Genomic DNA, 12610 nt, shown 5'->3' on the forward strand with positions numbered 1-12610 from the left:
GCTCCTAGTGGCTGGCCGCGGTGGCGCCCATTTCGTTGACTTGCTGGAAGCGGCTGAAGCGCTCCAGGGCGAAGGGCGCGACCATCGCCGGCACCTTGCCGCCGCTGGCGACCAGCTCGGCCATGGTCTTGCCGCAGATCGGCGTGGCCTTGAAGCCCCAGGTGCCCCAGCCGGCGTCGAGGTAGTAGTTGCCGACCGGTGACAGGCCCATGATCGGGCTGTAGTCCGGGGTCATGTCGGTGATCCCGGCCCACTGGCGCATCAGCTTGGCGTTGGCCATGAACGGGAACATCTCGATGGCGTGGGCCAGCAGGCTTTCCTTGAGATCAAGGGTAGAGCGGGTGTTGTACAGCGGGTAGGGGTCGGAGCCGCCGCCGAAGACGATCTCGCCACGGCTGGTCTGTTGCACGTAGCAGTGCAGCGCCGAAGAGCTCACCAGCGGGTCGAGGAACGGCTTGAACGGCTGGGTGACCATGGCCTGCAGCGGGTAGGTGTGGATCGGCGCGCGGATGCCGGCCTTGGCCAACAGCTGTGAGCTGGCCCCGGCCACCGCCTGCACCACGCAGCCGCACTGCACGGTGCCGCGGTTGGTCTTGACCGCTTCGATACGGCCATTGCGGATCAGCAGGTCCTGCACTTCGGTCAGTTGATGGATTTCTACGCCGCGCTTGGCGGCCTGCTTGGCGTAGCCCCAGGCCACCGCATCGTGCCGCGCGGTGGCGCCGTCGATGTGCCAGAGGCCCGCCAGCACCGGCAGGTGGCCGGGGTCGAGGTTCAGGCTCGGCACCAGCTCGCGGATCTGCTGGCGGTCGATCATTTCAGTGCGCCCGCCGAAGTGCTTGTTGACCTCGGCGCGCTGGCGGAAGGCGCGCACGGTGGCGTCGGTGTGCGCCAGTGTCAGCTGGCCGCGCTCGGAGTACATGATATTGAAGTCGAACTCGTTGGACAGGTTCTGGAACATCCGCACCGATTCTGCGTAGAAGCGCACGCCCTCGGAGGTGAGGTAGTTGGAGCGGATCACGGCGGTGTTGCGCGCCGTGTTGCCGCCGCCCAGGTAGGCCTTTTCCAGCACGGCGACGTTGGTCACGCCGTGGTACTTGGCCAGGTAGTAGGCGATGGCCAGGCCGTGGCCGCCGCCGCCGATGATCACCACGTCATAGCGCGGCTTGAGTTCGCACGGTGGCGGCAGGTCGACCTCCACCGGGTAGTCGGCGCTCAGGCCGTGTTTCAGCAGGGCGAAAGGCATGGGGTGCGCTCCTGGTGGGCGGCCTGTTGCTGCAGGTCGAGGGCGAGCAGGGTGTTTTTCATCAGGTAGGCGATGGTCATCGGGCCGACGCCGCCGGGCACCGGAGTGATGGCGGCGACCTGGGGCAGGGCGGCAGCGAAATCGACATCGCCGACCAGGCGGCTGTGGCCGCCTTCCTCGATGCGGTTGATGCCGACATCGATCACCACCGCGCCAGGCTTGAGCCACTCGGAGCCGATCAGCTTCGGCTTGCCTACCGCTGCGACAAGGATGTCGGCCTGGCGGCACAGCACCGGCAGATCGCGACTGCGTGAGTGCACCACGGTCACCGTACAGTCGGCCTGCAGCAGCAGCGCGGCCATGGGTTTGCCGACAATGTTCGAGCGGCCGACCACCACCGCATGCTTGCCGCGCAGCTCGCCGCAAGCATCGCGCAGCAGGCGCATGCAGCCGCTGGGGGTGCAGGGCGTGAGCACATCACGCCCCTGGGCCAGGCCACCGACGTTTTCGCTGTGGAAACCGTCCACGTCCTTCAGCGGGCTGATCGCCTGGAGAATGCAGTGCTCGTCGACATGCTCGGGCAGCGGCAACTGCACGAGGATGCCGTTGACCTCGCTGTCACGGTTGAGCCGGTCGATCAGGGTCAGCAGCTGCGCCTGGGTGGTGTCGGCCGGCAGGCGATGTTCCAGCGAGCGAATGCCCACTTCCTCGGCGCGCAGCACCTTGTTGCGCACATACACCTGGCTGGCCGCGTCAGCCCCGACCAATACCACCGCCAGGCCCGGCTGCACGCCGCCTTGGCGCAAGGTCTGCACCTGCTCGCGAACCTCGGCCAGCACCCGCGCCGCGGTGGCCTTGCCGTCGATCAGCTTGATGCTGGGGATGGCATTCATTTGAAGATCACCGTGCGGTCGTGGTTGAGGAACACCCGGTGTTCGAGGTGGTATTTGACGGCGCGGGACAGGGCGATGGTCTCGGTGTCGCGGCCGATCGCCACCAGGTCGTCGGGGGCGTAGGCGTGGTCCACGCGCTGCACTTCCTGCTCGATGATCGGGCCTTCGTCGAGGTCGCGGGTGACATAGTGGGCGGTGGCGCCGATCAGCTTGACGCCACGCTGGTAGGCCTGGTGATAAGGCTTGGCGCCCTTGAAACCGGGCAGGAACGAGTGGTGGATGTTGATTGCCCGGCCCGACAGCTGGCGGCACAGGTCGTCGGAGAGGATCTGCATGTAGCGCGCCAGCACCACCAGTTCGGTGCCGGTGTCCTCGACGATGCGCATCAGCGCGGCTTCCTGCTCGGCCTTGGTGTCCTTGGTCACCGGCAGGTAGACGAAGCGGATGCCCTGGCGCTCGGCCATGGGCCGCAGGTCGAGGTGGTTGGAAACCACGGCGGTGATCTGCATGTCCAGCTCGCCCTTGGCGTGGCGGTAGAGCAGGTCGGCCAGGCAGTGGTCGAACTTGCTGACCATCAGCAGCACGCGCAGTGGCCGGGCGCTGCTGTGCAGGCTCCAGTCCATGTCGAAGCGCTGGGCCACATCGGCGAAGCCTGCTTCCAGCTGCGGGGTGTCGCCGCTGACACCGGTGTTGTAGCGGAACACCGCACGCATGAAGAAGCGGCCATCGTCCTCGTCGTCGAACTGCGCCATCTCGCTGATGTAGCAACCGTGCTCGGCCAGGTAGGTGGTCACCGCCGCGACGATGCCGGACACGGCCGGGCAACTGACGCGCAGGATGAAGTGATCGGGAGCGGGGTGCATGTCGGATAGGCCTCGTGATGGAGTGGGGCAGGTCTGGCACAAGGGCGAAAGAAGCTTCGCGGCGGGCGAAGTGATGTTTCTTGATGGGAATATAAATTTCCCTTGAGCGATTTATAGGCGAAGCGAGGGGCCGTGGTCTAGTTGTTTGTGAAATTTTTTATCCTGACAGGAAAGTTTTTCTGAAGCGTTTACTGAGAACGGGCCGGTGAAGCTATGCTTGCTCCATGAGCACCCCACCCCCTCTTCGCCAACCGTGCCCCCCTGGCGCCTGTGACTGCGGCCGCGAACACCTGGCCGAGCACCCGCCAGCGGCCCAGCGCATCCTCCTGCTCACCCGCCAGGAAGAAAAGCGCCTGCTCGAACGCCTGGAAAACCTCAAGGACCTGGAAGACCTGCAACGCCTGCAGCAACGGCTGTACGAAAACCTCGGCATCCGCGTGCACATCAGCCCCGGCTTCAACGAAGTGCGGACCATGCGCGGCATCGTCATCGAACTCGACGACCAGCCCGGCCTGTGCCGCAAGACCCGCCAGTCGATCCCGGCCGCGATCCGCCGGGGCCTGGAGCGCAATCCGCAGGTGGCGTTCCGCTTGCTCGACGCGCATGACTTGCTCAGAGACGCGTGAGGCTAATTTTTCCGCAGCGCCCTACGTCTACCTGAGAACCTCCCTGCGCCAGGCGCGCAGTGGCAGCCATCACTCAAGGAGACAGGCAATGACTTCCGTATTCGACCGCGACGATATCCAGTTCCAGGTAGTGGTCAACCACGAAGAGCAATATTCCATCTGGCCGGACTACAAGGCTATCCCCGAAGGCTGGCGCGCGGTGGGCAAGAGCGGCCTGAAGAAGGACTGCCTGGCCTACATCGACGAAGTCTGGACCGACATGCGCCCCTTGAGCCTGCGCCAGCAGATGGCCGCAGCTGCCGCCCAGTGACCACAATCAACCTGCTGTGCCTGCCGTATTCCGGGGCCAGTGCCATGGTCTACAGCCGCTGGCGGCGCAAGCTGCCGGCCTGGCTGCAGGTGCGCCCGGTCGAGTTGCCCGGGCGTGGCGCGCGCATGGGCGAGCCGCTGCAGACCGACATGCAGGCGCTGGCCCGGCAACTGGCCAACGAGCAACGCTTGGCCGCCAACGCGCCTTATGCCTTGCTCGGCCATAGCCTGGGCGCACTGCTGGCCTTCGAACTGGCCCACGAACTGCGCGTGCTGGGCTGCCCGCCGCCGCTGGCACTGTTCGCCTGCGGCACTGCGGCGCCCACCCGGCGCGAGGATTACGACGGCAACAATTGGCGCGACCCCAAGACCGATGAACAGCTCAAGTCCGAGCTGCGCGAGCTCAATGGCACGCCGGAGGAGGTGCTGGCCAATGCCGAGCTGATGAGCCTGACCTTGCCGACTTTACGCGCCGACTTCCTGCTCTGCGGCCGTTACCTCTACCTTCAACGGCCTGCCTTGCAGTGCCCGTTGCACGTGCTCGGTGGGGAAGCGGACCGGGCCAGCGCAGAGCAACTACATGCCTGGCGCAAGGAAACCCTCGGTGATTTCTCGCTGCAGATGTTCCCCGGCGGCCACTTCTTCATCCATGAGCATGAGGATCGGGTGCTCGGTGCGCTGACGCAGGCCCTTGAAGCACATCGGCTTTCTGCCTGATTGACGGCGCCGCTTGCCTGGGGGAGGCTAGGGCTTTTCCCAGGCAAGGGGCAGACAATGCTGATCGAACATCACAAGGCCACGCTGCTGGTCGTCGATATCCAGGAAAAGCTCATTGGCGCCATGAGCGACCCACAAGGCACCCGCGCCCGAGCGCGCTGGCTGCTCTCGGCCTGCAACGACCTGGAACTGCCGATCGTGATTTCCGAGCAGTATCCCAAAGGCCTGGGTCACACCTTGGCGGAACTTACCGAAGTAGCTCCGGCGGCCGAGGTGGTGGAAAAGACCCATTTCTCCTGCGTGGCCGCCGCGTGCCTGCCGGCCAGCCTCATGGCCCGTGAGCAGGTGATCGTCTGCGGCATGGAAACCCACGTCTGCGTGCTGCAGACCGTGCTCGGCCTGCAGGCCCTGGGCAAGCAGGTGTTCGTGGTCGAGGATGCCTGCGACAGCCGCACCCCGGCCAACAAGGCTGCGGGCCTTGCGCGCATGCGCCAGGCCGGGGCGCAGGTGGTGACCCGGGAAATGGTCCTGTTCGAGCTCATGGGCAGCGCCAGCCACCCGCAGTTCCGCCACATCAGCAAGACCTACATGGTCGGTGAACAGCCCTGAACGGCCGACTGTGGGCGGCAGGGCTGATGGCCCTGGCGCTGCTGCAGGGCTGCGCCGGGCGCCGCGAGGAAGAGCCTGAGGCCGACCCGGCCAAGGTGCGGGCCCAGCTGCTGCGCCTGCTGCCGGCCCAGGCCAAGGACCGCGAAGGCTGGGCCAGGGATATCCAGGTGGCGTTCGAGGCCCAGCGCATCGCGCCGAGCAAACGCAACCTGTGCGCGGTGCTGGCGGTGACCGAGCAGGAGTCGACCTTCAACGTCGACCCACAGGTACCCAACCTGGGGCGCATCGCCCGTGAGGAAATCGACCGCCGTGCGGCGCGCCTGCACATTCCCACGCTGCTGGTCGACGGTGCACTGAAGACGCCCTCAGGCAATGGCCAGAGCTATCAGCAGCGCCTGCTGGCGGTGCGCAGCGAGAAGCAGCTGAGCGCGCTGTACGACGAGTTCATCGCGCGCCTGCCGTTGGGCAAGACGCTGCTCGGCGGGTTGAACCCGGTGCACACCGGTGGGCCGATGCAGGTCAGCATCGAGTTCGCGGAAAAACACGCCAAGGATTATCCCTACACCTATGACGGCACTATCCGCCAGGAAGTCTTCAGCCGCCGTGGGGGCATGTACTTCGGTATTGCCCATTTGCTCGGCTATCCGGCGCATTACGAGCGCCAGCTGTACCGCTTCGCCGATTTCAACGCGGGCTGGTACGCCAGCCGCAATGCCGCGTTCCAGGCCGCGTTGAGCAAGGTCACGGGGGCGGACCTGGCACTGGATGGCGACTTGATCGCCCCGGGTTCGATCTTGCCCGGCAGCACCGAGCAGGCGGCGCGCAAGCTCGGCGTCAAGCTGGGGCTGCGTAATCCACAGATCCGCAGCCAGCTGGAGTTGGGCGACAGTCTGGCGTTCGAGGACAGCAAGCTGTACAGCGGGGTGTTTGCCCTGGCCGATGCAGCGGCAGGCAAGCCACTGCCGCGGGCGGTGTTGCCGGGGATCGAGCTGAAGAGCCCGAAGATTACCCGCAAGCTGACCACCGCCTGGTTTGCCGGGCGAGTGGATGAGCGATATGAGCGTTGCATGAACCGGTAGATTTTTGCCTGTGCCGGCCTCTTCGCGGGGCAAGCCCGCTCCCACAGGTTCAACGCGGCCCCTGTAGGAGCGGGCTTGTCCCGCGAAGAGGCCGGTACTGGCGACATCACCCTTCGCTCAAGGCCCCGACCACCTGCTCGACACTGGCCTTGAGCCCTGCCACCGCATCCTCGGAATCACTTTCCACCACCAGCAACTTCGCCCCGGCCGCCTCGATCACCTTGGCCAGTTCCGCATCCGGCTGCCGATGATCCAGCACCAGCGCCACGTCCTGCCCCTTGAGGTTCTCACCCAGGGCCTTCAGCGTTGCCTCATCCCACTTGCCATCCGCCGGCAACGGCTGCTCCACCACATCCAGGTTCAGCCCACTGGCCAGATACCCCAGGCGCTCGGACAGGCTGACCACACTCAGGTTGTCGACCTTGGCCAGCTGCGTCTGGCTACTGGCGGTCAGCTCCAGCAACTGGCGCTTGAGCCCGGCCAGGTTGCCCTGGATCCTGTCCTTGTCGGCGGGCGCCAGGCGCTCCAGGTCATTGGCCAGCACATCGGCCATGCGCCCCAGGTTGGTCGGGTTCAGCCAGGGGTAGGCATCATAGGCATCATCGCCACTCACGGCGATGCCCGGCAGTGCGCCATCGACCGGCCGCGCGGCGTCGATCTCGACGATGCGAATGTTGCTGCGCCGCGCCATCGGGTACAGCGGGTCGTCACGCCAGATCGAGCGCACGCCGATCACCGCGTCGGCCTGCTGCGCGGCCTTGGCCAGTGCTGCGCCACCGCGGCTGCTGAAGTACGAAGGTTGGCGGCTGGCCGGCAGGTTGGCCGGCGCGGCGCGCGTGAGCTGCACGGCGGTACCGTCGAGCAGCACGCTGGCCAGGCTGTGGGTCACCGGCAGGGTGGCCAGCACTTGCGTGGCCGAGGCGAGTGCGGGCAGGCCGACGAGGGCGACGGCCAGGGTCAGGTGTTTCAGGTTCATGCCGGGTTTCCTTGCAAGCGAGGGACGAGGGCGCGGGCCAGCGCGGCGAGGGCGAAGCAAATGCCGGCGACCAGAATGATCGCTGCGCCCGAGGGCACCGGCAGGTCGAGGACGATCGGCAGGAGGATGCCGAGCAGCGTGCTCAGGGTGGCGATCAGCACCGAGACGAAGAAAAACCCCTTCAGCGACTGGCTGACCAGGCGCGCCGCCGCCGCCGGGATCACCAGCAGGGCACCGACCAGTATCGCCCCGATCACCTTCACCGAGGCCACCGTGACCAAGGTCACCAGCACCACGAACAGATAGTCCAGGGTTTTCACCGCCACCCCGCGCACGGCAGCCAGTTGCGGGTTGAAGCTGGCCAGCATGATGCGGTTGTATAGCGGCAGGGCCAGGGCCAGCACCAGTACCGCGACGATGCCCAGCACCACCAGGTCCTGGGCACTGACGGTCAGTACCGAACCGAACAGCACGTTCTCGAGGATATGCACGTTGATCTTGCCGGCCAGCATCAGCAGCAGGCTGGCGCCGAGGGCCAGCGACACCGAAAGGAACACGCCGATCAGCGTGTCCGGCGACAGCCCGGTGCGGTTGCGCAGGAAGTTGAGCAGGATGCCGAACAGCAGGCAGTAGCCGAACAGGCTGCCATAGGGGCCGGTATACGGTTCGCCGAGCAGGATGCCGATGGCGACCCCGGTGAGTGCGGCATGGCCGACCGCTTCGGAAAAGAAGGCAAAGCGCTTGACCACCACCAAGGTGCCGAGGCCGCCCAGCACCGGGCCGATCATCAGGCCGGCCAGCAAGGCATTGATCACGAAACCGTAGGCCAGCGCCTCCGGCAGGTAGCCAGCGCCGGCCCATTCCTGGATCAGCTGGCGGAATGCTTCGAAGCTCATCAGGCAAGGCTCTCGCTGCGGGGGTGGACGGAGAACAGGCCAAGCAGGCGCTCCGGGGTCAGGGCCTGGGCGGGCGGGGCGTCGAACAGCACCTGGCGGCTCAGGCCGGTGACCCGGTCGGCCAGGCGCAGCACGGCTTCCAGGTCATGTTCGATCCATAGCACGGTGGTGCCGGCCTGGCGCCAGCCCTGCAACAGCTGTTCGAATACCTGGATACCGGCTTCGTCGAGCGCCGACATCGGCTCGTCGAGCACCAGCAGTTGCGGCTCGGGAATCAGGCCTTGGGCCAGCAGCACGCGCTGGCGTTCGCCACCCGACAGCGCGCCCATGCGCCGCTTGCGTTTGTCGAGCATGCCGACCCGTGCCAGCGCCGCATCGATTGCCGGCTGCACCCGGCGTGACAGGCCAAGGAACGCCGGGCGCCGCTGGCACATGGCAGCCATGAAGTCGTCCACGGTCATTGGCAGCCCGCGGTCGAATTCCAAGGCCTGCGGCACATAACCGATCACCTGCTGCGCGCCTGGCCAGTGCAGGCTCAGCTGGCCCTGATGCGGCATCTGCCCGAGCAGGGTCTTGATCAGCGAGCTCTTGCCGCCGCCGTTGGGGCCGACGATGGCATGCACGCTGCCCGCGGCAACGCTGAACTGCACCTGCTCGAGAATGCGCGTGCGGCCCAGGGTCAGGTCGATGTTGGCGAACTCGATGCGTGGACCGCCGGGCGCCGTGAGGTTGGCAGCGGCGGTCATGCGCGGTTCTCCTGGATGGCGCGGACCACGGTGTCGAGGTTGCGCTTCATCTCCACTTCGTATTTTTCCTTGGTGTATTCGCCGTAGGAAATGTGCGTCAGCGGATACAGGCGCACGCCGGATTCACGCTGGATGGTTTCGACATAGGCCGAAGGGAAGTCCATCTCCGAGAAGATCACCTTCACGTCCAGCGCCTTGAGCTGGTCGATGGTCTTTTTCAGCTGTGCCGGGCTTGGTTCGATGCCATGGGCGGGCTCGACCACCGCAGTCACTTCCAGCCCGAAATCACGCACCAGGTAATCGTAGGCAGCATGGATGGTGGCCACGCGGAAGGTGGCGCCGGGCGCCTCGGTCACCTTGGCCAACGCCTCGGCACGCAAGGCGCGCAGGCGCTTGGCGTAGGCGCGGGCGTTCTGCGTGTAGAGTTTGGCGTTGTCCGGGTCGAGCTTGCCCAGCTCGCGGGCGATGTTGTTGACCTGGGCGATGGTGGTGCTGATCGACAGGAAGGTGTGCGGGTTGACCACCTTGCCGGCGCCACGTGCGGCGATGCCGGTGGCCGCCAGCAACGGAACGTTCTGGTTGGCTTCGATGGTCTTGATGGCGGGCTTTTCGCTGGCGGCGATCATGCGGTCGGCGAAATCGTCATGGCCGACGCCATTGAGTACCACCACGTCCAGCGTGCCGATGCGCTTGATGTCTTCGGCGCGGGGCTCATAGGCATGGGGGTTGAAGCCCGCCGGAATCAGCGGCACCACTTCGGCCTTGTCGCCGACGATATTGCTTACGTAGCTGTAGTAAGGGTGCAGGGTAATGCCGATGCGCAGGGGCTTGCCGGTGTCGGCCAGGGCCAGTGCCGGCAGGGCGCAGGCCAGGAGCAGTGCGAGGGCTTTGCGGAACATGGGGAGTCCTTGGGTTCAATGACGGTGTTCGCGGGTAACCCCGGCGTCGTAGTGGCTGACAACTTGCTGCCAGCCGGCAGCGATCAGTGCGGCCTGGCCGAGGTCGTCGGGAAGCACGGCGGCGCTGTCGCGGCGCAGCCAGACGTCGACTTCGGCACTGTCGCCAGCGGGCAGAATCATCAGGAAGCTTCCTGCCACGTCCGGCGCCTGGCTGCGGCCCATATAGGCGCCGCTGGCCAGCCACTGCCACTGATGGCTGCCACGGCTCTGGCTGCCGGCGTCGACCACGAACGGTGGCAGGCCTTCCTCTGCCAGGGCCTCGACGCTGGGGGTCGCGGCGCTTTCCTCACGCAGCAGCTGGATTTCGTCGAAGGCCACGCGCAGGTCGGTATAGATACCCTGTTCGGCCGCGGTCAGGTCGCGGCGGGCGTCGATCTGGTGGCTGGCGATGGCCTGCTCGTCGTTGCGTTCGCCGCGCAACAGCACCACGCTGGCGGCGAGGGCGAGGATCAACAGGCTGGCCAGCAGCACGTAGAGGGTTTCGTGCCCGGCACCGGCCGGGCGCACCACCTGGGTATGGCTCATGGCTGGGCTGCTCATGTCTGTGCTGCTCATGGCTGCGCGATGTCGGCGTGGTCGACTTCCACGACATGGCCCGGGCCTGCGTCGAACAGCACGTAGAACTCGCCGTCGGGGCGCTTGAAGGTCAGGCTCGAGTCGTCACCGAGCTTGCCGCCGACGAGTACCTGTTCGTCGTAGCCGATCACGTCGAGGGTCACCCCTGGTGCGCCGCTGCCATCGGAAAAGCCGCCGGTGCACTTCACCTGGCCACCCGCCACTTCCTCGCACTCGCACATCGGGTTGTGGGCCAGGGCCGGGCCTGCGGTCAGTACCAGCAAGGGCAGGGCGAGCCTGCGCATCAGGTGTTTCATGGTTTGCCTCCTTGTTTTTCGAGCCAGGCCACGGTAGCCGGCGACGCCTTGGCCAGAGGGATGGATGCCTGGTGCATGCTGCCGTCCCAGCCTTCGAGGGTGATCCAGATCTGTGCATCGGCGCGGGTGCGCGGTGGAATTGGCAGGTTGGTGACCATGCGGTACGGCGCGCCGAAGAAGATGGTGCCAGCGGCGCGCAGGCTGCGCGGCTTGCCGATGCGCAGGTAGACCGCCTTGACGTCATTCACACAGGCCTTGCACAGCGCCGCATTGAACAGCTTGAAGTGGCCAGCGGGGCCATCGCTGCGCGGTGCTTCATCACGCAGTTCGGCAAGGTCGAGGCTGTATGGCCCGACCTGGATGCCGCTGACCGGGTTGGCACCCAGCCCGGCGTCACCACGGAACAGCTTGGCGTCGGCGAAGTACTTGGGCATGAACCCCAACGGGATGAGGATCAGCAGGATGTTCAGGTGGAAGCGCCATTTCAGCCACCATTGCTTGAGTGGGCGTGCGGGCAGGGCTTGGGCCTGGCTCATGGGCGGGCCTCCAGGGCGGTTTCGCGGTTTGCGTCACGGGGTGCGCGTTCGCTGCGCTTGAGCGCCGCGGCGGTGGCTTGGGCGGTGCGTTTGGTCCAGACCAGCAGGCCGCTGAACACCATCAGGGTCAGGATCAGGCCGAAGAAGAACCAGATCAGTTTGATCGGAAGGCCGCCGAAGTCGCCGGTGTGCAGCGGGCGCATGGATTCAGTGAAGAACTCCAGGGCCGAGCGGTCGCTGAGCAGGAACTGGCTGTCGACCTGGCGGGTATAGGGGTTGATCGACGCGCTCTGGAACATCAGCGGGTACCAGCCACGCCCGCCCATTTCGATGTGGCTGTAGGCGGTAGCCGGCAGCGAGACGGAGGTGATATCCAGGCTCGGGATGGCCAAACTGGCGATACGTGCGGCCTCGTCTACGTCGATGCGCGGTGCCGGGCTGCCATCGGCGGTCTGCGGCACTTGCTCACGCGCGATCACCGGGACGATCGGTTCGCTGGAAATGGTGATCTGGTTGTCGAAGAGGATCGCCCGGGTCAGGAACCAGATGCTGGTGATGGAAATGACCGCGATGAACCAGATCGACCAGACCCCGGCCAGGCGGTGCAGGTCACCCCAGAAGATCCGCGCGCCGTGGCCGGTACGTACCGGTTTGAAGAAGCCTTTCCAGAACTTCTTGTATACCACCAGCCCCGTGACCAGCGACGCCAGCATCGGCAGGCCGAGCAGCGACACCATGTACCAGCCCCAGCTGAAACCGCTGGTGAACGGCACCAGCCACCAGCCGTGCAGGGCGCGGGTGAAGGCCTCGAAGTTGAAGTCCGGCATCTTGCCCTGGATGGCCCCGGTATACGGGTTGACGTAGAGCATCGGGCTGGAACCATCGGCATAGGTGACCCGCGCCGTCAGCGCGAAATGCGAGCCGTCCGGCTGGCTGAGCGAGTTGACGGCCATGTCCGGTTCGGCCTTGTGCAGGGCATCGAGCACTTGCTGGAAGCTCAGGCGTTCGGCGTTGTCGTCGGGCTTGCTGGCACGCACGTCGGGGTTGGCCAGCCAGACGATCTCCTGGCTGACCACGGCCAGCATGCCGGTGAAGCAGACGATCAGCACGAAGAACCAGATCGGCAGGGCGAGCCAGCTGTGGACCAGGAACCACAGCTTGGACTTGGATTTTTTCGGGGATTTGGCCATCGGTCCGTCTTCTGAAAAGGTGGGCGAGCACAAGCCCAACCAAAGGGGGCTGTTCTAGTAAGGACGAATGAGAATGAAAATCCTGCTGAATTA

General features: G+C 65.8%; 16 protein-coding genes. 5 read left to right on the forward strand and 11 right to left on the reverse strand.

Annotation, left to right across the window (positions count from 1 at the left end; genetic code table 11):
* Nucleotides 1-4: 4 nt before the first annotated feature.
* Genes C2H86_RS22350 through purU form a run of 3 tightly spaced genes read right to left on the reverse strand, consistent with a single transcriptional unit; the run spans nt 5 to nt 3002 of the window.
* Entirely contained in the window at nt 5-1246 is a 1242-nt protein-coding gene (locus tag C2H86_RS22350) for an FAD-dependent oxidoreductase (protein ID WP_159409865.1), read from the reverse strand.
* Nucleotides 1228-2139: a bifunctional methylenetetrahydrofolate dehydrogenase/methenyltetrahydrofolate cyclohydrolase FolD gene (gene folD / locus C2H86_RS22355; protein WP_159409866.1), complete on the reverse strand. Its 912-nt coding sequence runs from the start codon at nt 2137-2139 to the stop codon at nt 1228-1230. The genes C2H86_RS22350 and folD overlap by 19 nt, the downstream gene beginning before the upstream one ends.
* Complete coding sequence (purU, locus tag C2H86_RS22360; RefSeq protein ID WP_159409867.1) at nt 2136-3002, reverse strand: formyltetrahydrofolate deformylase; 867 nt, start codon at nt 3000-3002, stop codon at nt 2136-2138. Before purU ends, folD begins: the two co-directional genes overlap by 4 nt.
* 224 nt (nt 3003-3226) lie before the next feature.
* Here purU and C2H86_RS22365 point away from each other — a divergent pair, with 224 nt between their 5' ends.
* The 5 genes from C2H86_RS22365 (at nt 3227) to C2H86_RS22385 (ending at nt 6342) form a co-directional block, all read left to right on the forward strand.
* Entirely contained in the window at nt 3227-3628 is a 402-nt protein-coding gene (locus C2H86_RS22365) for a hypothetical protein (protein WP_159409868.1), read from the forward strand.
* 88 nt (nt 3629-3716) lie between these two features.
* Nucleotides 3717-3938 carry an MbtH family protein gene (locus C2H86_RS22370; protein WP_054887100.1) on the forward strand — a complete coding sequence of 74 codons (222 nt, stop codon included), beginning with the start codon at nt 3717-3719 and terminating at the stop codon, nt 3936-3938.
* Nucleotides 3935-4654 (forward strand): thioesterase II family protein, encoded by a 720-nt coding sequence (locus C2H86_RS22375; protein WP_159409869.1) that lies wholly within the window; start codon nt 3935-3937, stop codon nt 4652-4654. Before C2H86_RS22370 ends, C2H86_RS22375 begins: the two co-directional genes overlap by 4 nt.
* A gap of 57 nt (nt 4655-4711) precedes the next feature.
* The gene (locus C2H86_RS22380; RefSeq protein WP_159409870.1) at nt 4712-5263 is read left to right on the forward strand and encodes a hydrolase; all 552 of its coding nucleotides are present in this window, start codon (nt 4712-4714) and stop codon (nt 5261-5263) included.
* Nucleotides 5264-5289: 26 nt separating this feature from the next.
* The gene (locus C2H86_RS22385; protein WP_159409871.1) at nt 5290-6342 is read left to right on the forward strand and encodes a DUF1615 domain-containing protein; all 1053 of its coding nucleotides are present in this window, start codon (nt 5290-5292) and stop codon (nt 6340-6342) included.
* Between the two features lie 106 nt (nt 6343-6448).
* Here C2H86_RS22385 and C2H86_RS22390 read toward each other — a convergent pair whose 3' ends face one another.
* The 8 genes from C2H86_RS22390 to C2H86_RS22425 are packed head-to-tail and all read right to left on the reverse strand — an operon-like array spanning nt 6449 to nt 12517.
* A complete protein-coding gene (locus tag C2H86_RS22390; protein WP_159409872.1) occupies nt 6449-7318 on the reverse strand; it encodes a metal ABC transporter solute-binding protein, Zn/Mn family in 870 nt (289 codons plus the stop codon).
* Nucleotides 7315-8214: a metal ABC transporter permease gene (locus C2H86_RS22395; RefSeq protein WP_159409873.1), complete on the reverse strand. Its 900-nt coding sequence runs from the start codon at nt 8212-8214 to the stop codon at nt 7315-7317. Before C2H86_RS22395 ends, C2H86_RS22390 begins: the two co-directional genes overlap by 4 nt.
* Nucleotides 8214-8960 (reverse strand): metal ABC transporter ATP-binding protein, encoded by a 747-nt coding sequence (locus tag C2H86_RS22400; protein ID WP_110632324.1) that lies wholly within the window; start codon nt 8958-8960, stop codon nt 8214-8216. Before C2H86_RS22400 ends, C2H86_RS22395 begins: the two co-directional genes overlap by 1 nt.
* Complete coding sequence (locus tag C2H86_RS22405; protein ID WP_159409874.1) at nt 8957-9859, reverse strand: metal ABC transporter substrate-binding protein; 903 nt, start codon at nt 9857-9859, stop codon at nt 8957-8959. The genes C2H86_RS22400 and C2H86_RS22405 overlap by 4 nt, the downstream gene beginning before the upstream one ends.
* A 15-nt stretch (nt 9860-9874) precedes the next feature.
* Entirely contained in the window at nt 9875-10444 is a 570-nt protein-coding gene (locus C2H86_RS22410) for a DUF6162 family protein (RefSeq protein ID WP_159412977.1), read from the reverse strand.
* 26 nt (nt 10445-10470) lie between these two features.
* Nucleotides 10471-10791: a hypothetical protein gene (locus C2H86_RS22415; RefSeq protein ID WP_159409875.1), complete on the reverse strand. Its 321-nt coding sequence runs from the start codon at nt 10789-10791 to the stop codon at nt 10471-10473.
* Complete coding sequence (locus C2H86_RS22420; RefSeq protein WP_159409876.1) at nt 10788-11327, reverse strand: thiamine pyrophosphate-binding protein; 540 nt, start codon at nt 11325-11327, stop codon at nt 10788-10790. The genes C2H86_RS22415 and C2H86_RS22420 overlap by 4 nt, the downstream gene beginning before the upstream one ends.
* Nucleotides 11324-12517 (reverse strand): PepSY-associated TM helix domain-containing protein, encoded by a 1194-nt coding sequence (locus C2H86_RS22425; protein WP_159409877.1) that lies wholly within the window; start codon nt 12515-12517, stop codon nt 11324-11326. The genes C2H86_RS22420 and C2H86_RS22425 overlap by 4 nt, the downstream gene beginning before the upstream one ends.
* Between the last annotated feature and the right edge of the window lie 93 nt (nt 12518-12610).

The sequence above is a fragment of the Pseudomonas putida genome, from assembly GCF_009883635.2.
GTDB lineage: Bacteria > Pseudomonadota > Gammaproteobacteria > Pseudomonadales > Pseudomonadaceae > Aquipseudomonas > Aquipseudomonas putida_W.

Coding starts and splice junctions, on each gene's coding strand:
- C2H86_RS22420 (WP_159409876.1), bottom strand. CDS start 11,327: ATGAGCCAGGCCCAAGCCCTGCCCGCACGCCCACTCAAGCAATGGTGG.
- C2H86_RS22380 (WP_159409870.1), top strand. CDS start 4,712: ATGCTGATCGAACATCACAAGGCCACGCTGCTGGTCGTCGATATCCAG.
- C2H86_RS22385 (WP_159409871.1), top strand. CDS start 5,290: ATGGCCCTGGCGCTGCTGCAGGGCTGCGCCGGGCGCCGCGAGGAAGAG.
- C2H86_RS22365 (WP_159409868.1), top strand. CDS start 3,227: ATGAGCACCCCACCCCCTCTTCGCCAACCGTGCCCCCCTGGCGCCTGT.
- C2H86_RS22390 (WP_159409872.1), bottom strand. CDS start 7,318: ATGAACCTGAAACACCTGACCCTGGCCGTCGCCCTCGTCGGCCTGCCC.
- C2H86_RS22350 (WP_159409865.1), bottom strand. CDS start 1,246: ATGCCTTTCGCCCTGCTGAAACACGGCCTGAGCGCCGACTACCCGGTG.
- C2H86_RS22400 (WP_110632324.1), bottom strand. CDS start 8,960: ATGACCGCCGCTGCCAACCTCACGGCGCCCGGCGGTCCACGCATCGAG.
- C2H86_RS22405 (WP_159409874.1), bottom strand. CDS start 9,859: ATGTTCCGCAAAGCCCTCGCACTGCTCCTGGCCTGCGCCCTGCCGGCA.
- C2H86_RS22370 (WP_054887100.1), top strand. CDS start 3,717: ATGACTTCCGTATTCGACCGCGACGATATCCAGTTCCAGGTAGTGGTC.
- C2H86_RS22415 (WP_159409875.1), bottom strand. CDS start 10,791: ATGAAACACCTGATGCGCAGGCTCGCCCTGCCCTTGCTGGTACTGACC.
- C2H86_RS22425 (WP_159409877.1), bottom strand. CDS start 12,517: ATGGCCAAATCCCCGAAAAAATCCAAGTCCAAGCTGTGGTTCCTGGTC.
- C2H86_RS22410 (WP_159412977.1), bottom strand. CDS start 10,444: ATGAGCCATACCCAGGTGGTGCGCCCGGCCGGTGCCGGGCACGAAACC.
- folD (WP_159409866.1), bottom strand. CDS start 2,139: ATGAATGCCATCCCCAGCATCAAGCTGATCGACGGCAAGGCCACCGCG.
- purU (WP_159409867.1), bottom strand. CDS start 3,002: ATGCACCCCGCTCCCGATCACTTCATCCTGCGCGTCAGTTGCCCGGCC.
- C2H86_RS22395 (WP_159409873.1), bottom strand. CDS start 8,214: ATGAGCTTCGAAGCATTCCGCCAGCTGATCCAGGAATGGGCCGGCGCT.